The sequence below is a fragment of the uncultured Shewanella sp. genome (genome assembly GCF_947491715.1).
Classification (GTDB): Bacteria; Pseudomonadota; Gammaproteobacteria; order Enterobacterales; family Shewanellaceae; genus Shewanella.
In genome coordinates this window covers 74,247-99,228 of sequence record NZ_CANLKR010000022.1, presented here as the reverse complement: position 1 = coordinate 99,228, position 24,982 = coordinate 74,247, and the positions used below count along the sequence as shown (strand labels likewise).

Here is a 24,982-nt window from a genome sequence, read left to right as displayed (position 1 = left end):
TCTTTCAATAATGCGCCTTGAATTAAGCCTTTTTACGGGCTCTGAAAACATGCACTTTCAAGTGGTTTGGGTATAGTCCTATTATTACTTAGCGCTTACTGCATTAGTCTTGCAAAAGGTTGGCTATGGTTAACACACCATGCGCCGTTGCCCCTGCGGCCCATAAACTGTCACCAGAATCTGAAAAAGCAGATGCTAAGTCCATGTGTAGCCAATTGATTTCAGGATTAACAAAACGTGATAAGAAGCCGGCCGCATTAGAGGCACCGCCTGCGCCACCGCCTTTCATGGCGCGGCTATTGGCGGTATCAGCATAAGGTGATGGACACATCTCTTGATGCCAAGGATCTAGCGGTAGCGGCCATACACGCTCGCCAACCTGCGCCGCTTTTTCTTGCGCTAAGGTCAAGACTTCAGTTTGAGGTGAGAAAATTGCATTATAATTGGTGCCTAATGCCATGACCGCCGCGCCCGTTAAAGTTGCCGCATCTATTATCAAGCCAGCCCCTGTTTCACTGGCCGCTTGCAGACCATCGGCTAACACTAAACGGCCTTCGGCATCGGTATTCACCACTTCAACGGTCACTCCATTTTTATAAGTTAAAATGTCACCGAGTTTATAAGCATGACCGCTAATGAGGTTTTCGGCGCAGCATAAAAAGAGTTTCACCCGTTTATTGAGTCCCGACTTAATGGCCAAACCTAATGCTGCGCTCACCGTTGCCGCCCCGCCCATGTCACACTTCATGCCTAACATGCCTTCGGAGCTTTTAATACTGTACCCACCCGAGTCAAACGTTATGCCTTTACCCACTAACGCCACGGAAACCGGCGCATCGTCACCTAATGGATTAAAATCGAGTTCTAATAATGCCGGTGGACGTTCACTGCCACGACCCACAGCGTGAATACCATGCCACTGCTCGGCCAATAACGCCTCACCTTCAATAATGCGATATGACACCTTGTCACCGCCGATTGTTGCCAGCCAAGTGGCCGCTTGCTCAGCAAGCGTGACAGGCGCTAAGTTTTCTGGCGTCGCATTGACTAGCTGACGAGCAAAAAAGCTTGCCTCTAATCTATGGGTTAACGCATTACGTATCGCGTCGTCACCACTCCAGTGAATATCAGCAATGAAACGCGCTGTGGCGAAACCTTGGGCAAACGCCCACTGCTTATCGAGATCCCACTCTCCCCCAGCTAACTCAACCGCTGTGACACCTTGAGTGCGTAATGTTCGCGCCGCTTTTTGAATTTGCCGTAATGACTCCCCTAGAGTTAAGTGCACATAGGCTTGATCGTCTTGAAAACTCACTTTCGCTTGCCCCCAGTGTGCGGGGGCCAATTCATGGGTGAGCTTCACTGTCATTCTATTTTTCATTTTGACTCCTGTAACACTTTCTTGCATCACTTAAACCATTTATCTCAAGGAATAAAACAATTATCAGACGCTTTATCGCCTCAGTTGCTAGAAAGTTGTTGTAAAAATGTAGGGGTTATAATGCAAAGAGTTTACTCGATTACAGGTTGTAAGCACACCGTTTATCACACTCTTTACTGCACTCTCTACTGTACTCTGTGCTGTACTTAGATGATGGCACTCTGTTTATCCCCTTGATACTTATCACCCCTTATTTTCAGACCTTAATCTTGATATGCTCTTTATCTAGTCTTCTTACTCTATGATGTAATATGAAATTTTCACCCGCTTTTGAATCAGGTACTTTAATTAAGCGTTATAAACGCTTTTTAGCCGATGTTCGATTAGAAGATGGCACAGAAGTCACCCTACATTGCCCCAACACAGGCTCCATGAAAAATTGTTTGTATCCAGATCATAAAGTGTGGTTTTCAACTTCCACTAATCCAAAACGCAAATATTCTCGTACCTGGGAGTTAATGCAAACGAGCGATAATCATTATATTGGGATCAATACCGGCCGCGCCAACGCTCTTGCCGAAGAAGCCATCAAAGCTGGGATCGTTACTGAGCTATTAGGTTACGAAAGCGTAAAAAGAGAAGTAAAATACGGTAACGAAAATAGTCGTATTGATCTTTTACTGGAAGCAGAACATTTACCCCTTTGCTATATAGAAGTGAAAAGTTGCACCTTACTGGAAGGCGAGCAAGGCTATTTTCCTGACTCTGTCACCACTCGAGGTCAAAAACATTTACGAGAACTCATGGAAATGGTGAAGGCAGGCCACAGAGCGGTATTACTTTTTGTCGTACAACATTCAGGGATACAAAGCGTTAAAGCCGCGAAGCATATAGATCCAGACTACGCAACATTACTTAAGCAAGCGCAAAAAGCGGGCGTGGAAGTGTTAGCGTATCGCTGTAGTCTGAATAAAGATGAAATTAAATTGGTTAAACCTTGTGCGTTCAACGATTAAATTTACGTCAAGTATTGATAAAAAGGCCTTAGGCCCCCATAGTCATTAATAAGTTTTTGCTAAAATAAAATAAAAATAAATTATTTGATTATACTTATGTATTCTGGTATAGATAGCGGCCATTAATTATGGACACCCAGAACGCAAACGATTAACAGGAGATGCGTTATGCCTGAAGGCAACAAAAAACTTGGCGTACTCGCTATAGCAGGAGTCGATCCTTACCAAGAAAAACCGGGTGAGGAATACATGAATTCAGAGCAGTTGACCCATTTCAAGGTGATCCTTGAAGCATGGCGAGGACAACTGCGAGAGGAGGTAGATCGTACCCTCAACCATATGCAAGACGAAGCAGCCAATTTCCCTGATCCTGTCGACCGTGCAGCCCAAGAAGAAGAGTTCAGCTTAGAATTACGTGCTCGTGACAGAGAGCGTAGATTGATTAAGAAAATTGAAAAAACCCTTCAAAAAATTGAAGAGGATGATTTCGGTTTCTGTGATTCTTGTGGTATCGAGATCGGTGTTCGCCGCCTCGAAGCTCGCCCAACAGCCGATCAATGCATTGATTGTAAAACTTTGGCTGAAATTAAAGAAAAACAACTGGCGGGTTAATCTCTCTAGTAGATAAGCGATGGCCAGTTTTTGTCTATCGCTTATTTTCTTGTCTTTCAAAAGGATTGCCGACGATTATGCCCTATTGCCATGACGGTACTTTTATACCCTAAATGCTACTCCCCATATGTTTATCATCCCCTTGAACCCTTTATTTTTCTCACTCTATTCTCATGACACATTCGACTGATCTAACTTATCGAGGTCGATTCGCTCCCTCACCGTCTGGCCCTTTACATTTTGGCTCCTTAGTCGCTGCCTTAGGAAGCTATTTACGCGCTCGCTCAGCACAAGGGCAATGGCTCGTTCGTATGGAAGATATCGATCCTCCCCGTGAACAGTTAGGCGCCGCAGATCTCATTTTACAGAGCCTTGAAGCTTTTGGTTTTGAATGGGATGAAACAGTGCTCTATCAAAGTCAGCGAATTGACGACTATCAAGCCGTTATCGATGAATTGTTGAGTAAAAATCAAGCTTACTTTTGTCAGTGTTCCCGCAAAGACATTAAAACCATGGGCGGGATTTATGATGGCCGTTGTGGACAGAAACTAAAATCATCGGGGGCCATTCGTGTTCGCAATCCCATTGCCATTACCCAGTTCCAAGATCAAATAAAGGGCGCTATCCCTATTCCTGCCGACTTTGCAGGGGAAGATTTTATCATTAAACGCAGCGATGGCTTATATGCTTATCAATTAGCCGTTGTGATTGATGATGCCTTTCAGCAAATAACAGAAGTCGTCAGAGGCAGTGATTTGCTCCTTCCTACAGGTAGGCAAATGAGCTTATTTCACTTACTGAATAAACTCCATCCAGATTGGTTCCATTTACCGCTGGCCTGTGAAGAGGAAGGAAGAAAATTATCAAAACAAAATCATGCAACTGCCATCGATATATTGAAGCCCCAAAATAGCATTAATCAAGCCCTGGCATTTTTAGGACAAAAAACGGTCACTGTTGAAGCCGATCCCCGCATTATGCTGGCTCAGGCTAGCGCTCAGTTTGACCCCAACACTATCCCCATACAAACTGAAATACTCTTGCGTTAACTCTTACATTACCTCTTACATTAATTCAGGTTTCTCCCATCCCTCAATGACACCATTCCTAGATCTCAGCAGCTTCCAACAGGATTTAGACTCCAATACCTCACCACACAAACAGCTATGCTGTTACCCTGGTTTTTAAGCGCCTAAACGGCACAAAAAACACATAGGTTCAGCTGGCTTGGGGATCTATAATTTTTGAGGTATCATATGCCCCTAAATTTTTAATCTTAGTGACAATCTAAATCAGAGGTGTCCCATTTTTCGCCGTATTAGTCAATTCTGCAAACAGCTATTTGAAGATAAAGCAACCACAGAAGAAGCCACATCCGATGGGCTTACGCTGGATGTTGTGCCGAGAAAAGATCATAGTATTTCTCGCAGACAAATTAGCGAAAATGCCCTCAAGGTTCTGTATAGATTACATAAATCAGGCTACAAAGCTTACTTAGTTGGCGGCGGAGTCAGAGATATTTTGCTGGGACTCGCCCCAAAAGACTTTGATGTGGTCACTAATGCTACTCCTGAAGAAATTAAACGCTTATTTCGCAATTGTCGTCTTGTGGGACGACGCTTTCGTTTAGCGCATATTGTTTTTGGGCGCGATGTCATTGAAGTGGCGACCTTACGGGGCCATCATGTTGATAGCGGCGAAAAAATATCTAAAACCAACGCTTCTGGCCGCCTATTACGTGACAATGTTTACGGCACCATTGATGAAGATGCCGAACGACGTGATTTTACCGTCAATGCCCTATATTACGATATCAGTGACTTTAGTATTCACAGCTATGGTGGCGGCTTACACGATCTGAGCTCTCGTACATTAAGATTAATTGGCGATCCCGAAACCCGTTATCGTGAAGATCCCGTGCGCATGTTACGCGCCGTGCGCTTTGCCACTAAATTAGACATGCAAATCGATGCAAGAGCCGCTAAACCTATTCCTAACTTAGCGTCTTTATTAAAAGACATTCCTGCCGCACGCATGTATGAAGAAGTCCTCAAGATGTTCTTATCGGGTAAAGCGCGAAAGAATTACCATATGATGCGTGAGTTAGGTTTATTTCGCCCTCTATTTCCACTGGTTGACACGCAACTGAATGAAGACAACCAAGCACCGATTTCTGCTCTCATTGAACAAATGATGGACAATACCGATCAAAGAATTCAACAAGAAAAGCCTGTGACTCCAGCTTTCTTCTATGCCGCTTTGCTTTGGTACCCTCTCAGTCAACGGGCTGATGATATCGCACTTGAAAGTGGCTTAAGCGCTTATGATGCCTATTATGCTGCTATGGGAGATGTGATGGAGCAACAATGCCGCTCTATCAGTATTCCAAGACGTTTTAGTACCATCACTAAAGATATTTGGCAGCTACAACTCAGGTTTGAACGTAATCGAGGCACACGCGCCTTTAAATTTATGGAACACCCTAAATTCAGAGCCGCTTACGATTTACTGTTATTGCGTGCTGATGCTGAAGGCGGCACGATTGCCAAGCAAGCGGCTTGGTGGAAAAGTTTTGTCGAAGGCAGTGAAGAACAGCGAAGTGTCATTGCTCGCTCGGCCAATAAACAATCACCGCGCAGACGTCGCTCTAATCAAGGGCGCCGTCGTAAACCAAGCAATAATCAGGATACGTCAAGCACATGACCTTAGTTTATGTCGCATTGGGCGCCAATTTAGCCGAACCGAAGTCGCAATTAGACTCAGCCTGTCAAGCACTGTCACGGCTGTCTGACTCTGATTTTAAAGTGTCTCGCTATTATCGCTCAAAGCCTATGGGTGACGTTGTACAACCTGATTTTGTTAATGCGGTTGCTGGTTTTCATACACATTTATCGGCTATTGCTTTACTTGATGCATTACAACGCATTGAACACAATCAAGGACGGGTAAGACGGGAGCATTGGGGGCCGAGAACCTTAGATTTGGATATTATTCTTTATGGTGCTGAGCACATATCAACCTCAAGATTAACCGTTCCGCATATGGGAATGACACAACGTAGCTTTGTTTTGGTCCCCCTGTTTGAACTGGCACCAACACTCATTTTACCTTGTGGTACCCCCTTAAAAAGGTATATCACACCTGCATTACAACAAGAGTTAAGTGTGATTGAAGCGCCAACGCACGCTTCGTATGCTTTGGCGCAATAACACAGTATGAATTAGGTTTAAATTATGTCAAAAATCACGGGTTCAACCTTATTAAAATTTAAGCAAGAAGGGAAGAAATTCACTGCGTTAACGGCATATGATGCCAGTTTTGCCAGTGCTTTTGACAGTGAGGGAGTTGATGTGCTCTTAGTGGGCGACTCGATGGGTATGGTACTTCAAGGACATTCAGACACTTTGCCTGTATCCGTTGAAGATATCGCCTACCATACTCGCTGTGTTCGCCGAGGTATCGAACGCGCATTACTGATTGCCGACATGCCTTTTATGAGTTATGCCACGTCAGAGCAAGCCATGATGAACGCCAGCACCTTGATGAAAGCTGGCGCTAATATGGTCAAAGTGGAAGGCGGCCATTGGCTACTGGAGACTGTCACCAAATTAACAGAGCGAGGCATTCCTGTTTGTGCCCATTTAGGCTTAACGCCACAATCTGTTCATGTTTTTGGCGGCTTTAAAGTACAAGGCCGTGATGCCGATAATGCGCAACGTATTCTTGATGAAGCCAAAGCATTAGAAGCTGCTGGGGCACAATTACTGGTTGTGGAGTGCATTCCAGCTTCATTAGCAAAAACCATTACAGAGGCACTGACTATTCCCGTTATTGGTATAGGTGCAGGTAATGATACTGACGGTCAAATTTTAGTCATGCACGATGTACTTGGGATCTCAAGTGGTTATATACCACGTTTTTCTAAAAACTACCTTAAACAAACAGGCGAAATTCGCAGTGCTATCCGTGCTTACATTGACGAAGTCGCACAAGGTACTTTCCCTAGCCCTGAACATACTTTTAGTTAATTACGTGAGTTAATGACATTAATTACTGCATTAATGATGAAATGATAATCGATAGGATCAAGCCGTTATGATCACTCTTCACACTGTTAGCCAAGTGCGAGCTCAAGTTAAACATTGGCGAGAAAAAGGCGAAACCGTAGCCTTAGTCATGACAATGGGCAACTTACACCAAGGCCATATTAGCTTAGTGGAAGCTGCCGCTCAAAAAGCCGATCATGTGGTGGCCTCCATTTTTGTCAATCCCATGCAATTTGGACAAAATGAAGATCTTGACTCCTATCCAAGAACCTTAGCCGCCGATCAACAAGCATTAACGGATGCCGGTACAGCCTTACTCTTCGCCCCCAATGCGGCCACAGTGTATCCAAATGGCATGGACGTACAAACCTACGTCGAAGTCCCAAAAATATCAGAAACCCTTTGTGGTGCAGGCCGCCCTGGACACTTTCGAGGCGTGGCTACGGTGGTGTGTAAGTTCTTTAATATTATTCAACCTGATTTTGCTTTTTTTGGTCAAAAAGATTTTCAACAACTTTTGGTCATTAAAACCATGGTTGAAGATTTGTCCTTACCCATTGAAATCATTGGCATAGAAACCATGCGTGAAAAGTCAGGGCTTGCTATGAGCTCTCGTAATGGTTATCTAACGTCCTCTGAGAAACAGCAAGCCGCCACCATTAAACAGGTCATGGATGCCATTGCTAATGACATCACACAAGGCATTCACCTCAATGAGATCACGCAAGAACATGAGCAAACACTCATCAATGTAGGTTTTGAGCCTGAGTATGTTGAAATACGTAACGCCAACAACCTCTACCCTGCATCCAATGATGATAAATCACTGGTTATTTTAATCGCGGCAAAAATGGGCACCACTCGTCTAATCGATAATCTGTGTGTGAGCCGTTAGCGGATCGCACTAATCTCATTTAAATTGATATCGCGTAAAATGATATCATTTAACGTCTCGGGCTAAATTGCTTAGCCCATTGATTTTATGCTTAAACCTCCAGTACCGATTAAGTCGAAGATGTTTATACATCATGGCTTTCTAGATTTATCAGCGTAAAATAATGTCATGACTCTTTTTGGCCTTCTAATATGAAACTCTTTCTCTTTGATCATTGCCCTTATTGCGTTAAAGCTATGATGGTCGTGGGTTACAAACAACTGGATGTCGAGTATGTCTTTTTGCAAAACCATGACGTTCAAGCTCGCATTGAAAAAGTGGGGGCCAATCTGGTGCCTATTTTACAAAAAGCCGATGGCAGTTATATGGCCGAAAGTTTAGACATTGCCAGCTACCTAGATCAAATAGCGGATCAGCCAATGCTTGATCTTGCTCGTTTAGATAGTGTAATTAATGAATGGATAACCAAAACGAAGCAATTAAGCTCTGCCTTAATGTACCCTCGCTGGCTAAAAATCCCTCTTCCAGAATTTCAGTGTGATGAAGCCAGGGATTGGTTTACGCAGAAGAAAACCCAGACAATGGGCATAAACTTTGACACGGCTTATTACAATACAGCTGAATACTTAAACCGGCTACATCCACAACTTGAAAAGATTGATTGGCTAGTCTTGCCATCAGAGCGACACAATCGCCTTAACTATGATGACATCAATATTTTCCCAACATTGAGAAACCTCACTGTCATTAAAGACATTCAGTTTCCAGCAACAGTCCGTCAATATATTGAAGAAGTATCGACCATCACAGGAATACATTTGTTTGATGACGTCGCCGTTTAAATTGATAAATTTAACGTAAAATAAAAGCGGCCGATTAAGCCGCTTTTGTTTGTCAGTTACAATCCCTTCAATGTGCTTTCATGAACTCATCCACTAAACGATTAAACTTATCGGCTCCCTCAATAAACATAAAATGCTTTCCTCCTTCTTCTTCCTCAAAAATAACCAATTTAGAGCCTTTAATTTGCTCATGGATCCACTCTTGAGAGCTCACAGATGTGGGACTCCCTCGTCCCCCAACTATCAGTGTCGGCACGGAAATGCGCGAAATGACATCTCGCCAATCTTGATGAAAGTGATTATAAATCAACTCTGCGGCATACTTGCCAGGAAAATTGTAACTATTCTCAATTAACCATTGTTTTTCTTTTACAGGCATTTTATCGGAGATTTCATGATTCAATAACATGGCTTTATAATTATTTCCCTGACAGCCATAAACCGTATTATAAATCTCCATTGCCGAATCAGGATCCACCAGAGGGCCATAATCTGCTATTTGCTGAGCGCTCCATTCAGGGTTACTGACCATAGCGGCCACTCTCTCAACTAAAACCAGTTTATTGACTTTATGCGCCCCAAATAAATCCCAATAACACAAGATCACCGCAGAGCCTAAACCGTGCCCTAACAACACCACATTATCTAGAGATAGATGCACTAATAGTTCATCCAGATCTTTCGCCAATCGATAGACTTTATAACCATACTTTGCAATTTCCGAGTGCCCATGCCCCCTCATATCAAGTGCAATCGCTCGATAATGCTGACTGAAAAAATCCATTTGATTATGATACTGTTCAACCGACTGAGACCAGCCAGGCAACATGACAATAGCCTCACCTTCACCTTTATCCAGATAATGTAATTTAATGCCATCATTGGTGTAAAAGTAATGACTGCCTTTATTTGTTAAGACCATTGACGCTTTCCTTAGGAAGCAAAGTACTCCCGCATCACCTTGCCTCAATTTTCCTTAATAAAAAATAAAAACGACGAATTTATTAACTTATTATTATCTCATTGGATCACCAAAAACCTAAGGAAGCAAAAAAGGTGAGTCATTTTGAAACCTTAAATTTAGAGAAAAATACTTGCACTACACTTAATAGAATAGCAAACCAATGGATATTTACAGAAATTAGCTGTATCAAAACATTTACAATAAAAACTCTATTTACCTTTCAGCGACCGCCTCCTCTACACACTCAGCATTGGAATAATGGCCGTCACTAACAGCCCAGCCATGATATAGTTAAATTTATTTTGATAAACAGGGTTTTTCAGCAAGGGCTGTAATACTTTCCCCGAATAAAGCCACAGCAAAGCACAAGGTAATGTCACCAGTAAAAAGACAATTGCAATGACGAGTACTTGTTTATTCATCGTCTGAGCACTAGAAGTAAAAGTTGCAATAGCGGTTAATGCCGCAACCCATGCCTTTGGGTTTACCCATTGTAATGACGCTGACTGAATAAAACCAAAAGGCTTCACTGTGTTCTTTGCATCCACTTTTGTATGGCTCATGGCGATACACCATGAAAGGTATAACAGGTAAGCTATCCCTAAGTATTTTATTGTCATTTGTACCACTGGGTATTCATGAAAAAAACCACTTAACCCCAAGCCCGTCACTAATACTAGTGAAGGGAAGCCCACGACAATACCCAATAATTGTGGACAACTGCGTCTAAAACCAAAATTAACGCCCGATGACATCAAGGTAATATTACTTGGGCCCGGCGTAATGACATAAAAAAAAGCAAAAACAGCAATACTGGTTAATAAAGTGAGGGTCATTTTTTAAATTAACGGGATGAATGAACTGATGGCAGCACTATAATGTGGCAATATGACAGAAGAAAGTCCCTTTCAGCTCAAATTAAGTAAAATAGCTACTTTTATTACGCTTTTACTCATTAGTTCAGCTTATAGAAAGCTATAAATAAGAAATGTTAACACATTCATTAATGGATAAAAGCTGGTGATTACACCGACTTTTTTCTTCTTTAGTTTATTTAAAATACTCACAAAAATATTAACACAATAAAAACGTTATACTTAAAAGGTTAACTTGAACGATTTAACCTCTCATTTTTAGCATAAATAACTTCATATACAATACAAGATTATCCTTCAAAGCAGACTTAATTAATGATTGTGCATAAAAGACTAAAATTTTCGAGTTTGTACTTATCAACTCGCCCATTCAAAACCAGACTACCTTATTAATAACCTGTATTTTTTAAGTTTTTATTGTTGCTTATCATACCTCTCTTTACTGTTAACATGAGTTAAAAATGTAAAACCCTATTCAAAAACAAAGCCCTTTTAATAAGACCTAAGTATTACACCTGATTTTATCTCCTCATTGCTTTCTTTAGTTTATCTATCGACATACTAAAAAAAACATTAAAGGGTTGTATGAAAAATAAAATATTACTGTCAACATTACTCACCTCTGTCATTTCATTTTCCGCATCTGCTGATACAGAAATGAGTCCTTGGTATATTGGTGCAGGTACGGGTATTAACGATTATCAAGTTCAATGTGACAAGAGTGCCACCTCATCCTGCGATGACAATACCCCATATGGCTGGGAACTATTCACAGGCTATATGTTCAATCAATATATCGGACTGGAGCTAGGTTATCGAGATTTAGGTCAAGCCAATTGGACCCATTTCAACGGTGAACTCAATGATTATGGCAGCATAGACACCAAAGGGGTCACATTGGGCCTAATTGGTTATTATCCCTTCGCTGAACGCTGGAATATCAATGCTGAAATCGGTGCAATGCGATATGATTCAAAAATCACCAATCAATGGGGTAACATTTATGGTAATAGCGAAGCAGGTAATCATACCGATTACACGCCTTATATTGGCGCAGGAGTTGGTTTTAATATTACTGAAAACATTATGCTCTCGGCTGTTTATCGGCATTACCAAGACTTAAATCCGACTCAAAACAATTTCTACGATCTAGAAAATAATTACTGGGGCATTAAACTCAGTTACCGTTTTGGCAGTAAAGCAAAAAACCTACCCACTCCCACAGCAACAGTGACTCAAGCCGTCAAAGTCGATAAGGTTGCTAATAATACCCCCCCTTTAGTGAATACGCCGCATCGATTTGATATTGATTCAAAATTTGATCATGACTCGACAGTCATTAACGAAACCGCTTATCAAGATATCAAAAAAGTTGCTGATTTTATGAAAGCAAATCCCAATAGCAAGGTCACCATATCCGGTCACGCTTCACGCATTGGTTCGGCTAAATACAATCTGTCATTGTCAACCCGCCGTGCAGAGGCCGTTGAGGCGCTATTAGTTTTGAAATTTAATATTGATCCCGCTCGGATCACCTCAATAGGCTATGGGTTTTCTCAACCTCTCATTCTAGGACATTCACCCATTGCAAATGAAGCCAATCGCCGCATTGAAGCCGAGGTCATCATTGAACCTAGTGAATAATATATAAATTAACCCATCAGAATTTATCCATAAAAAAGTTATCTTTCTTTGCGATTAAGCTTCTTATCTTAATCGTAAAGAAAGCCTTATAGCTAAATTAGATGGGCTTATACAAATAGGGGTAAACAGCACTTCTTGTTTAGGCCAGTGTTTGACTCACATACATTTGTTCACGAATCGCTTTAATACGTGCAGCATCATATTGCTCAACTTCAGGCAAGCAGAAAATAACAATGCCAGTTTAACGAGGGAATTAACAATGGGTGGCTTGGTTAATCGCAATGGGTGGCTCAGTTAATCGCACAGTTAATCGCACTATCGGACTGCGGCGTTTTTTATACTTTCCTTTACGGTACTTTTTATGTCCTTGCCTAAGGTGCGTGTAAAGCGTTCCACCATTGGCTTTATCCTGAGCAACATATTGATAAATCCATTCATGCGAGACAGAAATATCTATCTTATTGGCAATATAACTAATTTGCTCTGGACTCCATTGGTGCTCAAGCATCAACTCTGTAAACATCACAGCGTCTTGGCTTACGGTGTATTTCGCTGCTGATTTCTTTCTGTCTACTGCGATTTGTTGTGCTTGCTCAGGGAGATAACCTTTTTCCGTGCTATTTCTCATTAATTCCCGTCCAATTGTTGCTGGGTGAAAACATAATGCTCGGGCAATGGACGCTTTTGAATAACCTTCTGCAAGTAAGGCAGAAATTTGATATCTTTTACCTTCAGTCAACTGTTGGTAGCTCATGGTAATACTGCTTTGATTTTGTCGATGAAAAGCATACCACTACCTGCAGTTGGCTTCTCCTCATCTGATTATCCATGAATGTTGCACTTATTATATGAATTTAGGAAAAAACAAAAATTAATTAAATTTAATCGTGATATTTATTTTATTGAAAAAGATTAAATAAACTTAACGATTATAACAAACTATAAAAAAACAATTATTTGATCATATAATCATTAATGAAAAACACAATATATAAATATCAATTTAATACAGGTGCTTAATCATTTAATCAGCATCATTGAATTGTTAAAACAAAAAACCCAAAAAATTGAAAGTATAAAATGAAATATAATTGTAATAAAATATAATTAATAAAAAACTAAATAAAACAAGTTTATAAAGTGAAAAAACACAGGTAAGAATAAATAAAACCAATATGCTACTGAATAATTTTTACATAAATAAATAAAAATTTAAAAAAAATGATTGAAAGAAAAAAAATGAATTTTCGATGTAACATTCAAACGCCCATCAGTTAAACAATTGTAAAACAATATTTCTACTAACTTATTTAATGCCTGATAACAAGCTAACATATCGTTATTCAAAAGTAACTATCAGGTAAATCTAAATTCAGGATTTAACGTTATGTTTTTTATTCTGTATAATGTTTGGAGATATACTATGCATTTATTTAATTGGAAAAAGATCCAGCATGAAATAAAAAATAAGATATTTTATTATTTTGTTTCTCAGCTGAGTATCAGCGAAAGCCTGTTATTCATGAGTAAAGAAAAGCGGCGTTCATACTCAAAAATAGCATGCTTAATGGGCTTAACTTATATCACAGCAACATTCTCTAATACCGCTTTTTCAAGCATAAACTCCTGCCCCGAAGGCTTCAATGAAAGTATCAACAATAATGCACTCGTCTGTACTACAACACAATCCCTACAATTTGATATTAATGAGTTAGGGATCGCCGATCATGATGTTGTCATTATACAGGCATTTGGTGCTAAGGGGGCGCAGGGAAATGATGCAGCTTTTAACGGCGATGGTGGTAGTGGAGGAAACGGAGGCGAAGCGCGAACTTACCAACTTGTCAGCGCGCTACCCAATCCCTTAACCATATCTATAGCAGGAGGCTCTGGCCAGGCTACAATTGTCAGTGCAGATGATACCTATCTTCTCGTTGCTGGTGGAGGGGGAAGAGGTGGCAATGCGAAAAAATACAGTGGCGACTGGAACTCTACTGATGGAGGAACTGGTGGAAAAGGAGGGGTAGCCTTCGGTGGTAGTGCAGCTGGATTAGATGGTGTTCAAAAAAAAGGTGAAACAGTTGGACGAGGAGGCAATCCTAATGGCCTAGGACAAGGAGGAGCAGGTGCACCTGCAGGCACAAATGGATATACAGGAAAAGGTGGTGATGGCAGTACAGATGGAGGAAATGGCTATGGTGGAGGTGGGGGAGCAAATAATCCCAGTGGTGGGGGAGGTGGAGGAAGTTATGCTATAGGATACGCATCAACAAACACCGAGTTAATGCCAGCATCAAATCCAAATGCTTCCGGAAGTGTAATCATAACGGCCCCACTTAGCTGCTCTGGCCAGCCATGCCAAGAAGTCATCATCTATGGAGCGGATCAAAACGCCTGCCTGCAAGTAAACGGTCCATTAGAAGATGGAGAAGAAATTCATTATGTACAACATTGTAGTGCCAATGCTAATAACGTTTGGATCCATGATAAGTCATCAGGAAGAATGCTAAATTCCGCTCGGCCCGATCTTTGCCTAGCCTCTGTTTTTGGTAATATAATCCTACAGAATTGTCAAAAAAGTGCATCTAATTTTTTCTATTCCTGGCAGTATATGAACAATACAGGACACTTAAGATTTATGCACTATGATGGATATCACCGCTGCCTAAAACGCGACAGTAACAATAGTGGTTCACGGGTGAGTACATCTCTTTGTGCTGTTGCAACTGAATTGTTTGAATGGGATTTATAATAACTTTTATCATGAGTGCCTTATATCGCATAAAACGATATAAGGCATTTAATGCCATAATACCTTTAATTCACAAACAAATTATCAGACCTTATTAAAATAACCCGCTAACAAGTACCTCAAAAAAGCACAGAATAAAATATACTAAAAACTATCGCGGCAAGAGTATGCCATTCTGATGGTAAAAGCGAAAAACTCAGCGTGTCATTCAATGCAACCACATCACACAAGAGCCTTAATTGAGTCAGGTCGTTCTTTAACATCCTTATCATCACGACATTCGTTAACCCTAAACATCAAATGACGAATATGAGCCGATAATGATGACGGTGAATAAAATGATGAGGTACTCAACTACAAAGGTTATTCAAGAGGAAATCACTGTCTATCCCCTTTTGGGAAAATTTGGATGGGAATCCACGGCCTTATTTTGATTGAATAAAATACCTGCGATAGAAATGACAACTTACAAGGTGATAATACTGATAACCCCACACACAAAAAAACCTCGATACTTCAAAAATATCGAGGTTTTCTTATCAGCTTGGGTTAACCAAGCCAATCTGAAACAGCAAAAAAGCCCGAATATTACTATTCGGGCTTTTACTATCTTAACGATAATGCGTAGGGTAAGCGCTTAAGAATAAGGCTTGATAAGCGACGCATAGTGTTTCTTATGCGAGCGCAATCATAACGCCGTTATTAAGTGCTTAGACCAACATGATTTACATCATGCCGCCCATACCACCCATACCGCCCATTCCACCCATGCCGCCCATATCTGGCGCTGCAGGTGCTTCTTGAGCCACTTCGCCAACCATAGCTTCTGTTGTGATCATTAGTCCTGCAACCGATGCTGCAAACTGTAATGCACTACGGGTCACTTTAGTTGGGTCCAAAATACCCATTTCTAACATGTCACCGTAAGTGTCATTACCGGCATTGTAACCATAGTTACCGCTACCGTTTTTAACGTTGTTCGCCACAACTGATGCTTCTTCGCCCGCATTTGCCGCGATTTGACGCAGTGGTGCTTCCATGGCACGAAGGGCAATCACGATACCGTGTTTTTGATCTTCGTTAATCACATCAAGCTCACCAATCTTGCTTGCTGCGCGAACCAATGCAACACCACCACCAGCTACCACACCTTCTTCAACTGCTGCGCGTGTTGCATGCAATGCATCTTCTACGCGGGCTTTTTTCTCTTTCATTTCAACTTCAGTTGCCGCGCCGACTTTGATAACCGCCACACCACCAGCCAATTTGGCCATACGCTCTTGCAGTTTTTCTTTATCGTAGTCAGACGTCGACTCTTCCGCTTGTAATTTAATTTGCGTGACGCGTGACTGAATTTGCTCTTCTTCGCCCACACCGTCAATGATAGTCGTATCATCTTTAGTAATAAGGACGCGTTTTGCACTGCCTAAGTCTTCTAATGCCGCTTTTTCAAGCTCTAGACCAATTTCTTCAGCAATCACAGTACCGCCCGTTAGAATAGCGATATCTTGTAGCATCGCCTTACGACGATCGCCAAAACCAGGCGCTTTAACAGCCGCAACTTTAACGATGCCACGCATGTTGTTAACGACTAATGTCGCTAATGCTTCACCTTCAACATCTTCAGCGATGATAAGCAGTGGCTTACCTGTTTTTGCCAAACCTTCAAGGATAGGCAATAACTCACGGATGTTAGAAATTTTCTTATCAACCAGCAAAATGTATGGGTTTTCTAGCTCAACACTGCCGGTTTCTGGCTTGTTGATGAAGTAAGGTGATAGGTAACCACGGTCAAACTGCATACCTTCAACAACGTCTAGCTCATTTTCAAGTGCTTGACCTTCTTCGACTGTGATCACACCTTCTTTGCCCACACGCTCCATAGCGGTCGCAATGATTTCACCGATTGACTCATCAGAGTTAGCAGAAATGGTACCCACTTGCGCAATGGCTGTGCTATCGGCACAATCTTGCGATAGTGTTTTAAGCTCAGATACCGCCGCAATCACAGCTTTATCGATACCACGCTTAAGATCCATTGGATTCATGCCTGCAGCAACAGCTTTTAAGCCTTCAGTCACAATCGCTTGTGCTAAAACCGTTGCCGTGGTTGTGCCGTCACCCGCCGCATCATTAGCTTTAGATGCGACTTCTTTCACCATTTGTGCGCCCATGTTTTCAAACTTATCTTCAAGTTCGATTTCTTTGGCAACAGATACACCATCTTTGGTGATCAGTGGCGCGCCAAAGCTTTTATCAAGCACAACATTACGACCTTTAGGGCCTAAGGTCACTTTTACCGCATTCGCCAATACATTCACGCCGCTTAACATTTTTACGCGAGCGTCATTGCTAAATAAAACTTCTTTTGCTGTCATTTTGATTATCCTTTAAGTTCTTTAATGCTTAAGCTAAGTACCGCAGTTAATCTGGGGCGACTTAGGGATTAAGTTCGGTGTGGGTGTTTTTCAATGAGGGGGATTGACCCACTACCGCCATTAGATCTGATTCAGAAAGGATCAGGACTTCTTCACCATCAATCTTTTCTTTTTTAACGCCATAACCTTCATTAAAAATAACGATGTCGCCAACTTTTACGTCTAACGCCTTCACGTCGCCATTTTCAAGAATACGGCCATTACCCACTGCGAGGATTTCACCTCGGCTCGACTGCTCTGCCGCACTTCCGGTCAGCACAATACCGCCAGCTGACTTTGATTCAACTTCTGAACGCTTAATGATGACACGATCATGTAAAGGACGAATATTCATCGATGGATGCTCCTAGTAGGTTGACCAACAATCATTGTTGGTTTTAAACAAATACATTAGGCAGTTTCATTCATAAAACTGCCATTGATGTTCGAGATATGGGGTCAAATTAGACACTTCCAAGGGGGGCTTTGAAAAAAAATGCATTTTTATTGGCAAGATTTTTAAAATCTTGCCAAGTTCCTGTTAGAATCGGCTTTTCACACCGAATTAAACAGACTTCTAAATGAATGATAGACATGGGCTACTGACTCAGCCTATTGGTCCTGTACTATTAAAAATGAGCCTAGGAAACCTCATTGGTATTATCACCATTTTGGGGTTTAATCTCGTTGATACATTTTTTATCAGTCAATTAGGCACACAAGCCCTTGCCGCTATCAGCTTTACCTTTCCTATTACGTTAATCGTTTCAAGCATAGGGGTTGGCATAGGCGCTGGTGTCTCAACCAATTTAGGCCGCTTAATAGGCAGTAATAATCACAAAAAAGCCAAGCTCTTTTTACACGATACTCTATTACTCACTTTTGCACTTATCTGCATCATCGCCATATTAGGCAGTCTGTCCATTGGGCCATTATTTAGCCTGCTCGGCGCCACTCCCGCCAGTTTACCTTACATTCATGATTATATGTTGCCTTGGTACTTAGGTGCACCGTTACTGGTTCTACTCATGATAGGCAATCAGGCATTGCGCTCAACAGGGGATACGCGATCCCCCGCCATGATCATGTCATTGGCAGCACTGATAAATGTGATCCTTGACCCATTACTGATTTTTGGACTGGGTCCTTTTCCTCGTCTTGAAATACAAGGTGCGGCCATTGCCACCTTGCTCGCTTGGTTTATTGCTTTTTTACTATCAGGTTATTTGCTGATCATCAAAAAGCGCATGCTACAATTTGCACGCATTAATATGAAACGCTATCAAGAGAACTGGAAAAAACTGGCCCATATTGCCCAGCCAGCCACATTAATGAATTTGCTTAACCCCGTTGCCAACGCACTGTTAATGGCCATACTCGCCAGACAAAATCATTTAGCCGTAGCCGCTTTTGGCGCAGGGACTCGGCTTGAATCACTGATGCTCATTGTGGTCATGGCACTGTCATCCAGCTTAGTGCCTTTTATTGCTCAAAACCTCGGTGCAGGACAAAAAGTGCGAGCTCATCAAGCCTTAATGCTTTCACTGAAATTTATTTTTATTTTTCAAACCTTGCTGTATATCCCTTTAATGTTGTTGGCCACCCCTATCGCCAGCCTGTTTAGTGAAGATCCACAAGTGATCGCTTGGCTCAGCTTTTATATTCAATTTTTACCCGGCGCTTATGGATTTTTAGGCGTGATTATTTTAGTGGCAACTAGCCTCAATGCTTATCATAGGCCCATGAGTTCATTAGTGATCAATGTATGTAGACTGTTTTTTCTCATGCTACCACTCGCGGCTCTGGGTTCTTACATTTATGGTGTTGAAGGACTTTTATTAGCCCTTCCTATCACCAATATGTTGATGGGAATTGCCTGTTATATTTTAGCCACCAAAACCTGTGAGCCAAACACCTAACGCCAAATAAACCACAAAAAAGAGTCATAAGTAGACTTTAGTTTTATTGAAAAGGCGTTTTTTTAATCTAAGATCATTGCTCCTCCCTTAAAAATAAAGGAGGAGCAAAATGAAAACATGTCGTTATGGAAAACGATTACATTTAAAAGGAATTAATCAAAATGAAAAAAAGTCTTATTTCGCTAACGCTCCTGTGTAGCGCCAGCGCCCTTCCAGTATTATCTGCAAGCGCAGCCGTCCCCTCATATGGCGTATTAGTCATGGACAGAAGTGGCTCTATGATGAGTACCCGCACAGACGGACAAAGTCGCTGCTCTTATTCCAAACAAGAAGCCATTGATAAAATCTCGCGTTTCTTCTTTAATGCCAATATCAATGGACAACTCATTGAAGTACGCACATTTAACTCCGCCAATAATATGCAATCCGTCACGGGTGGGTTTGTTGATTTTGTGGGTGCAATGACAGCCATGAACAACCTAGATGATGAAGGTTGCTCAGGGGGCACCGCACTTGCACAAGCAATGTGTAGCGCTGCCGATGATTTAAGAACACAGTTCAATGTAGAAGCCGATAACGGTGCCAGATTACGAGTATACGGCTCTACTGATGGTGATGAAAATGCTAGCCCGAACACCCCCTGTGGCGGCAGCAATTGGCAAGATGAAGTGCGCAGTAAATATACTGTTGAAACCCCCACAGTTGAATTTAATCCCACCATTTTCACCGGTACCGTTAGCGTAGCCGCTCAACACCTTGCTGTTATCGAGCAAGACAAAGGCAAAACAGGTGGTATTTCCGCCAAGAGCAGCACCTTTGAATTCCTGCAAGAATTGGCAGTGGAAACCGGTGGTGAAATTGAACTTATCAGCGATAGCGATGGTGATAACCCTAACGAGCCTTGGTTTGATAAAGGTAAAAAGTAACCTTTTGATACACTAAGTTATACGAAGAAGATAACAATATACTCCATTGGCGATTGGGCCTTGCTTAACGAATAACGCTCTATCGTTAAAACCCGATTCCATACGACATGTGGTTCACTCTCCATTGGCTCACTTCATCAAGATGCTGCGAAAGGTAAGATGCACTTCTTGATGATTTTTACTCATTCGATACACAGCACATCAAAAATCAGGACGATCATTCTATGTTATTCATATTCACCAACCCATTAACTCAGCGATACATTAAAGAATATCAACTCAAAAAAATATAAAAAACCTTAACGATTATGTGGATTGAATAACAAGCATCTCTTCGGTATAGTTTGCGGCAAAACAATACAAACGCTTTTAGTCGTCTAATCACTTGTTAGATAGGCTAATTTTTTTGCTTTAAGCAAGCATACTTTACATGACATTTTAGGAGCCATGGATGAAATTTTCATTTAGCACTATTACATTAGTGCTACTTACGTCCCTCATTAGCGGTTGTAATCCCGCTACCAGCACCACCGCCGTTGAGCCTATTCGTCCCGTAAAGTTAATGACCATTGACCCTATAGGTTCAGCACAAGCTCGCACTTTTCCCGCTAAAATAGAAGCCAATCAAGAAGCTAATTTAAGCTTTCGTATTGCCGGGCAAGTGATTGCTCTCCCTCTACTTGAAGGGCAAACAGTTCAAAAAGGGGAATTATTAGCACAGATGGATGACAGAGATGCTCAAAATGCCCTTCTAAACCGTGAAGCAAACTATGATCTTACCCACGCCGACTTCAAACGAAAAACACAATTGTTTAAACAAAAGCTCATTTCTCAAGCAGAATTTGATAACGCACAAGCCGAATTAAAATCCAGCAAAGCAGCATTAGCCAACGCCAAAGATAACCTGAGTTATACTCAGCTTCACGCTCCCTTTACTGGCATCATTGCCAAACGTATTATTAATAATCATCAAATTGTGCAAGCGAATCAAGCCGTACTGACATTACAAAAAAATGCCACCATCGATGCGGTTATTCAAGTCCCAGAAACCTTGGCCGCTTCCATCAAAGATTACGATGAAGCACGCGCCCGTATTGCACAAATTACTTTTAATGCCAAACCTGAGCACCATTACCCTGTGACATTAAAAGAATATTCCACTGAAGTGACTCCCGGTAGCCAAACCTATGCCGCTACCTTTAGTTTACAACAGCCTGATGATATTAATGTTTTTCCCGGAATGAGTGCAACACTGACCCTTGATTTAGTCAAAGCCGACCATAGTCACAACGCCATCGTACTCCCACAAACCGCCATCGCTAAACGTGATAGTGATAATGCCAGTATTGTCTGGATATTTGATGAAAAAAACCAAACTGTACATGCCAGTAAAGTGGTTATCGGCACCGTTCATTCCAATGGCATTGAAGTGCTCAGCGGGCTTAAATCTGGCGAACGGGTTGTGGTTGCGGGAATACAACATTTAAGTGATGACATGAAAGTGAAAGCGCTACGTTGGCAGCGAGGAGTATAACAATGAATGTTGCGCAATACGCTATTCAACATAAAGTCATCAGTTGGATGTTTGCCCTACTCTTATTAATAGGTGGCAGCTTATCCTTTCTAAAATTAGGTCAACTCGAATTTCCAGAATTTACCATCAAACAGGCGCTAGTGATCACCGCTTACCCCGGTGCATCCCCCCAGCAAGTCGAAGAAGAAGTGACCTTGCCCCTTGAAGATGCACTGCAACAACTGGACAGTATCAAGCATATTACTTCCATTAACAGTGCGGGTATGTCGCAAATACAAATAGAGATAAAAGAAAATTATCCCAGCCATGTTCTGCCACAGATTTGGGATGAAGTCAGGCGTAAAATCAACGATAGTATTCCCAAACTGCCATCTGGAGTGGCAACCCCCTCTGTCATCGATGATTTTGGTGACGTATATGGCATTTTATTTAATATTGCGGGTCAAGGTTTTACTGCTCGCGAATTACAAAATTATGCTGATTTTGTAAGACGTGAATTAGTGCTGGTACCTGGAGTCAAAAAAGTCACGATTGCCGGTAAAGTGAGCGAGCAAATCGTTGTTGAAATATCACAGCAAAAACTCAATGCACTGGGCCTTAATCCCGATTACATTTACAGTTTAATTAACAATCAAAATGGTGTATCCAATGCGGGCAGCATCCGTGTGGGTGATAACCGGATCCGTATTCACCCTACAGGTGAATTTCATAGCGTTAGTGAGATGGAACACTTATTGGTGAGTGCACCGGGCAGTGCTCAGCTGGTTTATTTAGGTGATATCGCTAAAGTCTATAAAACTTATGATGAAACACCTAGCCATTTATATCGTAATCAAGGCGCTGCAGCGCTATCCATGGGGATCGCTTTTTCCAGTGGGGTGAATGTTGTTGATGTCGGCCAAGCCGTTGAAAAGCGCCTTCAGGCATTAGACAGCGAACGACCTTTCGGCATAGAACTCAATAAAGTCTATGATCAAGGCAAAATGGTCGACCAAACCATTAATGGCTTTTTGATCAATTTGGCAGAATCTATCGCCATCGTCATTATCGTTTTATTAGTCTTTATGGGCGTACGCTCTGGCTTATTAATGGGGGTCGTATTGCTGCTCACCATTTTAGGCACTTTCATTGTAATGAGTGTGCTCAATATTGACTTACAAATCATCTCATTAGGCGCTCTCATTATCGCCCTAGGCATGTTAGTGGATAATGCCATCGTTGTTACCGAAGGGATTTTAATTGCGTTAAAACGAGGGAAAACGCGACTCGAAGCGGCTAAAAGTGTTGTCAATCAAACCCAATGGCCGCTACTGGGCGCGACGATTATTGCCATTATCGCTTTTGCGCCTATTGGCTTATCTGATACAGCCACGGGAGAGTTTTGTGTATCACTGTTTCAAGTTTTACTGATTTCACTGTTTATCAGTTGGATCACCGCCATTACTTTAACCCCTTTCTTCTGCCACTTACTGTTTAAAGATGGCACTGTAGAAGAAAGTGGTAATGACGATCCCTACAAAGGCTGGATGTTTACCCTCTACCGACAACTGCTCAGCCTTTGTATGCGTTTTCGCTTACTCACCTTAGCCGCTGTTATTACAGCGTTAATCTTATCAGTATCGGGTTTTGGTCACATTAAGAATGTCTTCTTCCCCGCCTCTAATACTCCGATATTTTTTGTTGATGTATGGATGCCAGAAGGCACTGATGTTCATGCTACAGAAGATTTTGTCAGCCAATTAGAACAACATATTTGGCAGCAACAAAATGAAAAAGACTTAGGCGTCGTGAACATCACAACGGTCATAGGCCAAGGTGCTCAACGTTTTGTACTGCCTTATGTTCCCGAAAAAGGCTACCCGGCCTATGCGCAACTGTTAATTGAAATGGATGATTTACCGCATTTATACGACTATATTAAAGCGGTTTCTCATGACCTACGCCTCCATTTCCCACAAGCGCAATACAGCTTTAAATACCTTGAAAATGGCCCAGCACCTGCCGCTAAAATCGAAGCCCGTTTTTACGGCGCGGATCCGCTTATTTTGCGTCAATTAGCCGCGAAAGCAGAAACGATTTTAAAAGACGAGCCCAGTGCTGACAGTGTGAGGCATAATTGGCGTAACCAATTGTTAGTGATCCGTCCTGAAATCGCTAACGCTCAAGCCCGTGAAGCTGGGATCAGCAAGCAAGATATTGATAATGCATTATTGATTAATTTTGGGGGTAAAACGGTCGGTGTGTACCGTGATAAGAGTCACCTTATGCCTATTATTGCCCGTTCACCCGATGAAGAACGTCTCGATATCGATAGTATTTGGAAATTGCAGATTTGGAGCACTGAAAACAACGCCTTTGTGCCCGCAGCACAAGTGATTTCAACTTTTGACAGCCAATGGGAAAACCCGCTGATCATGCGCCGAGATCGTAAACGTGTGATTTCAGTCATGGCTAACCCCAGCCTAGATAGTGAAGAAACCGCTGACTCAGTGTTTAGAAAAATACGCCATGATATTGAAGCCATCCCTTTGCCTCTCGGTTATGAACTTGAATGGGGGGGCGAATATGAAACCTCAACAGAAGCCCAAAAGTCGGTCTTTAGCTCTATCCCTATGGGATACTTGGCGATGTTCTTAATCACGGTATTGCTGTTTAATTCTGTTCGCCAACCTATCGTGATTTGGTTTACCGTGCCACTGGCCTTAATTGGTGTGGTCTCTGGCTTACTGCTATTTGATGCACCTTTTAGCTTCATGGCATTATTAGGTTTGCTCAGTTTAACCGGTATGATCATTAAAAATGGGATTGTGTTGGTGGATCAAATCAACCTTGAACTGAGTGAAGGGAAAGAAGCGTATCAAGCTGTGGTCGACTCTGCCGTGAGTCGTGTGCGTCCAGTTTTAATGGCGGCGATTACTACGATGTTGGGTATGCTGCCTCTTCTTACCGATGCTTTTTTTGGCTCAATGGCCATTACCATTATTTTTGGTTTAGGCTTTGCCTCTGTATTGACCTTAATCGTCCTTCCCGTCACTTATACTTATATTTGTGGCGTTGATATGCCTAATAAAACCGCCAAAGGGAAAACAAAGCAAGCTGACGTTAAACAACCTGCCTCTGCACAATAAGGATTATGTTAACACCATAAAAAAGCGCTCA

General features: G+C 41.8%; 20 protein-coding genes. 14 read left to right on the top strand and 6 right to left on the bottom strand.

Annotated elements, in window-relative coordinates; genetic code table 11:
- Positions 1-103: 103 nt before the first annotated feature.
- The gene (pepB, locus tag Q0779_RS15370) at positions 104-1,381 is read right to left on the bottom strand and encodes an aminopeptidase PepB (protein ID WP_298773813.1); all 1,278 of its coding nucleotides are present in this window, start codon (positions 1,379-1,381) and stop codon (positions 104-106) included.
- A gap of 311 nt (positions 1,382-1,692) precedes the next feature.
- On the opposite strand from pepB, the gene sfsA reads away from it, so the two are divergent.
- The 8 genes from sfsA (at position 1,693) to grxB (ending at position 8,792) form a co-directional block, all read left to right on the top strand.
- Positions 1,693-2,397, top strand: coding sequence for a DNA/RNA nuclease SfsA (sfsA, locus tag Q0779_RS15365; protein ID WP_298773811.1), 705 nt, complete (start codon positions 1,693-1,695; stop codon positions 2,395-2,397).
- 168 nt (positions 2,398-2,565) lie between these two features.
- Positions 2,566-3,009: an RNA polymerase-binding protein DksA gene (gene dksA, locus Q0779_RS15360; protein ID WP_298773810.1), complete on the top strand. Its 444-nt coding sequence runs from the start codon at positions 2,566-2,568 to the stop codon at positions 3,007-3,009.
- 173 nt (positions 3,010-3,182) lie between these two features.
- Complete coding sequence (gluQRS, locus tag Q0779_RS15355) at positions 3,183-4,058, top strand: tRNA glutamyl-Q(34) synthetase GluQRS (RefSeq protein ID WP_298773809.1); 876 nt, start codon at positions 3,183-3,185, stop codon at positions 4,056-4,058.
- Positions 4,059-4,275: 217 nt separating this feature from the next.
- Positions 4,276-5,712 carry a polynucleotide adenylyltransferase PcnB gene (gene pcnB, locus Q0779_RS15350; protein WP_298773820.1) on the top strand — a complete coding sequence of 479 codons (1,437 nt, stop codon included), beginning with the start codon at positions 4,276-4,278 and terminating at the stop codon, positions 5,710-5,712.
- Complete coding sequence (gene folK, locus Q0779_RS15345; protein WP_298773808.1) at positions 5,709-6,218, top strand: 2-amino-4-hydroxy-6-hydroxymethyldihydropteridine diphosphokinase; 510 nt, start codon at positions 5,709-5,711, stop codon at positions 6,216-6,218. The genes pcnB and folK overlap by 4 nt, the downstream gene beginning before the upstream one ends.
- 24 nt (positions 6,219-6,242) lie before the next feature.
- Positions 6,243-7,037, top strand: a complete 795-nt coding sequence (gene panB / locus Q0779_RS15340; protein WP_298773806.1) for a 3-methyl-2-oxobutanoate hydroxymethyltransferase — start codon at positions 6,243-6,245, stop codon at positions 7,035-7,037.
- A gap of 67 nt (positions 7,038-7,104) precedes the next feature.
- Entirely contained in the window at positions 7,105-7,950 is an 846-nt protein-coding gene (gene panC / locus Q0779_RS15335; RefSeq protein ID WP_298773804.1) for a pantoate--beta-alanine ligase, read from the top strand.
- Between the two features lie 191 nt (positions 7,951-8,141).
- Positions 8,142-8,792: a glutaredoxin 2 gene (grxB, locus tag Q0779_RS15330; protein WP_298773803.1), complete on the top strand. Its 651-nt coding sequence runs from the start codon at positions 8,142-8,144 to the stop codon at positions 8,790-8,792.
- A gap of 67 nt (positions 8,793-8,859) precedes the next feature.
- Here the strand turns inward: grxB and Q0779_RS15325 are convergent, their stop codons facing one another.
- Positions 8,860-9,714 carry an alpha/beta hydrolase gene (locus Q0779_RS15325; RefSeq protein ID WP_298773801.1) on the bottom strand — a complete coding sequence of 285 codons (855 nt, stop codon included), beginning with the start codon at positions 9,712-9,714 and terminating at the stop codon, positions 8,860-8,862.
- A gap of 278 nt (positions 9,715-9,992) precedes the next feature.
- On the bottom strand, positions 9,993-10,592 hold the full coding sequence (locus Q0779_RS15320; protein ID WP_298773799.1) for a LysE family translocator: 600 nt from the start codon (positions 10,590-10,592) through the stop codon (positions 9,993-9,995).
- A gap of 624 nt (positions 10,593-11,216) precedes the next feature.
- On the opposite strand from Q0779_RS15320, the gene Q0779_RS15315 reads away from it, so the two are divergent.
- Positions 11,217-12,275 (top strand): OmpA family protein, encoded by a 1,059-nt coding sequence (locus tag Q0779_RS15315; protein ID WP_298773798.1) that lies wholly within the window; start codon positions 11,217-11,219, stop codon positions 12,273-12,275.
- Between the two features lie 253 nt (positions 12,276-12,528).
- Here the strand turns inward: Q0779_RS15315 and Q0779_RS15310 are convergent, their stop codons facing one another.
- Complete coding sequence (locus tag Q0779_RS15310; protein ID WP_298773797.1) at positions 12,529-13,029, bottom strand: IS30 family transposase; 501 nt, start codon at positions 13,027-13,029, stop codon at positions 12,529-12,531.
- Between the two features lie 669 nt (positions 13,030-13,698).
- Here Q0779_RS15310 and Q0779_RS15305 point away from each other — a divergent pair.
- Positions 13,699-15,027: a ricin-type beta-trefoil lectin domain protein gene (locus Q0779_RS15305; protein ID WP_298773796.1), complete on the top strand. Its 1,329-nt coding sequence runs from the start codon at positions 13,699-13,701 to the stop codon at positions 15,025-15,027.
- A gap of 725 nt (positions 15,028-15,752) precedes the next feature.
- Here Q0779_RS15305 and groL read toward each other — a convergent pair.
- Together groL and Q0779_RS15295 are read right to left on the bottom strand one after the other, a co-directional pair.
- Entirely contained in the window at positions 15,753-17,405 is a 1,653-nt protein-coding gene (gene groL, locus Q0779_RS15300) for a chaperonin GroEL (protein ID WP_298773794.1), read from the bottom strand.
- Between the two features lie 61 nt (positions 17,406-17,466).
- A complete protein-coding gene (locus Q0779_RS15295; RefSeq protein ID WP_298773792.1) occupies positions 17,467-17,799 on the bottom strand; it encodes a co-chaperone GroES in 333 nt (110 codons plus the stop codon).
- Positions 17,800-18,025: 226 nt separating this feature from the next.
- Here Q0779_RS15295 and Q0779_RS15290 point away from each other — a divergent pair, with 226 nt between their 5' ends.
- The 4 genes from Q0779_RS15290 (at position 18,026) to Q0779_RS15275 (ending at position 24,951) form a co-directional block, all read left to right on the top strand.
- Complete coding sequence (locus tag Q0779_RS15290; protein ID WP_298773791.1) at positions 18,026-19,363, top strand: MATE family efflux transporter; 1,338 nt, start codon at positions 18,026-18,028, stop codon at positions 19,361-19,363.
- Positions 19,364-19,524: 161 nt separating this feature from the next.
- The gene (locus tag Q0779_RS15285; protein ID WP_298773790.1) at positions 19,525-20,289 is read left to right on the top strand and encodes a VWA domain-containing protein; all 765 of its coding nucleotides are present in this window, start codon (positions 19,525-19,527) and stop codon (positions 20,287-20,289) included.
- A 451-nt stretch (positions 20,290-20,740) separates the two neighbouring features.
- Positions 20,741-21,823, top strand: coding sequence for an efflux RND transporter periplasmic adaptor subunit (locus Q0779_RS15280; protein WP_298773789.1), 1,083 nt, complete (start codon positions 20,741-20,743; stop codon positions 21,821-21,823).
- A 2-nt stretch (positions 21,824-21,825) separates the two neighbouring features.
- Positions 21,826-24,951 (top strand): efflux RND transporter permease subunit, encoded by a 3,126-nt coding sequence (locus Q0779_RS15275; protein WP_298773788.1) that lies wholly within the window; start codon positions 21,826-21,828, stop codon positions 24,949-24,951.
- Positions 24,952-24,982: the final 31 nt, after the last annotated feature.

What these genes read in the sequence shown, in the direction of transcription:
- pepB (WP_298773813.1), bottom strand. Translation starts at nt 1,381, where the DNA reads ATGAAAAATAGAATGACAGTGAAGCTCACCCATGAATTGGCCCCCGCA.
- sfsA (WP_298773811.1), top strand. Translation starts at nt 1,693, where the DNA reads ATGAAATTTTCACCCGCTTTTGAATCAGGTACTTTAATTAAGCGTTAT.
- dksA (WP_298773810.1), top strand. Translation starts at nt 2,566, where the DNA reads ATGCCTGAAGGCAACAAAAAACTTGGCGTACTCGCTATAGCAGGAGTC.
- gluQRS (WP_298773809.1), top strand. Translation starts at nt 3,183, where the DNA reads ATGACACATTCGACTGATCTAACTTATCGAGGTCGATTCGCTCCCTCA.
- folK (WP_298773808.1), top strand. Translation starts at nt 5,709, where the DNA reads ATGACCTTAGTTTATGTCGCATTGGGCGCCAATTTAGCCGAACCGAAG.
- panB (WP_298773806.1), top strand. Translation starts at nt 6,243, where the DNA reads ATGTCAAAAATCACGGGTTCAACCTTATTAAAATTTAAGCAAGAAGGG.
- panC (WP_298773804.1), top strand. Translation starts at nt 7,105, where the DNA reads ATGATCACTCTTCACACTGTTAGCCAAGTGCGAGCTCAAGTTAAACAT.
- grxB (WP_298773803.1), top strand. Translation starts at nt 8,142, where the DNA reads ATGAAACTCTTTCTCTTTGATCATTGCCCTTATTGCGTTAAAGCTATG.
- Q0779_RS15325 (WP_298773801.1), bottom strand. Translation starts at nt 9,714, where the DNA reads ATGGTCTTAACAAATAAAGGCAGTCATTACTTTTACACCAATGATGGC.
- Q0779_RS15320 (WP_298773799.1), bottom strand. Translation starts at nt 10,592, where the DNA reads ATGACCCTCACTTTATTAACCAGTATTGCTGTTTTTGCTTTTTTTTAT.
- Q0779_RS15315 (WP_298773798.1), top strand. Translation starts at nt 11,217, where the DNA reads ATGAAAAATAAAATATTACTGTCAACATTACTCACCTCTGTCATTTCA.
- Q0779_RS15310 (WP_298773797.1), bottom strand. Translation starts at nt 13,029, where the DNA reads ATGAGCTACCAACAGTTGACTGAAGGTAAAAGATATCAAATTTCTGCC.
- Q0779_RS15305 (WP_298773796.1), top strand. Translation starts at nt 13,699, where the DNA reads ATGCATTTATTTAATTGGAAAAAGATCCAGCATGAAATAAAAAATAAG.
- groL (WP_298773794.1), bottom strand. Translation starts at nt 17,405, where the DNA reads ATGACAGCAAAAGAAGTTTTATTTAGCAATGACGCTCGCGTAAAAATG.
- Q0779_RS15295 (WP_298773792.1), bottom strand. Translation starts at nt 17,799, where the DNA reads ATGAATATTCGTCCTTTACATGATCGTGTCATCATTAAGCGTTCAGAA.
- Q0779_RS15290 (WP_298773791.1), top strand. Translation starts at nt 18,026, where the DNA reads ATGAATGATAGACATGGGCTACTGACTCAGCCTATTGGTCCTGTACTA.
- Q0779_RS15285 (WP_298773790.1), top strand. Translation starts at nt 19,525, where the DNA reads ATGAAAAAAAGTCTTATTTCGCTAACGCTCCTGTGTAGCGCCAGCGCC.
- Q0779_RS15280 (WP_298773789.1), top strand. Translation starts at nt 20,741, where the DNA reads ATGAAATTTTCATTTAGCACTATTACATTAGTGCTACTTACGTCCCTC.
- Q0779_RS15275 (WP_298773788.1), top strand. Translation starts at nt 21,826, where the DNA reads ATGAATGTTGCGCAATACGCTATTCAACATAAAGTCATCAGTTGGATG.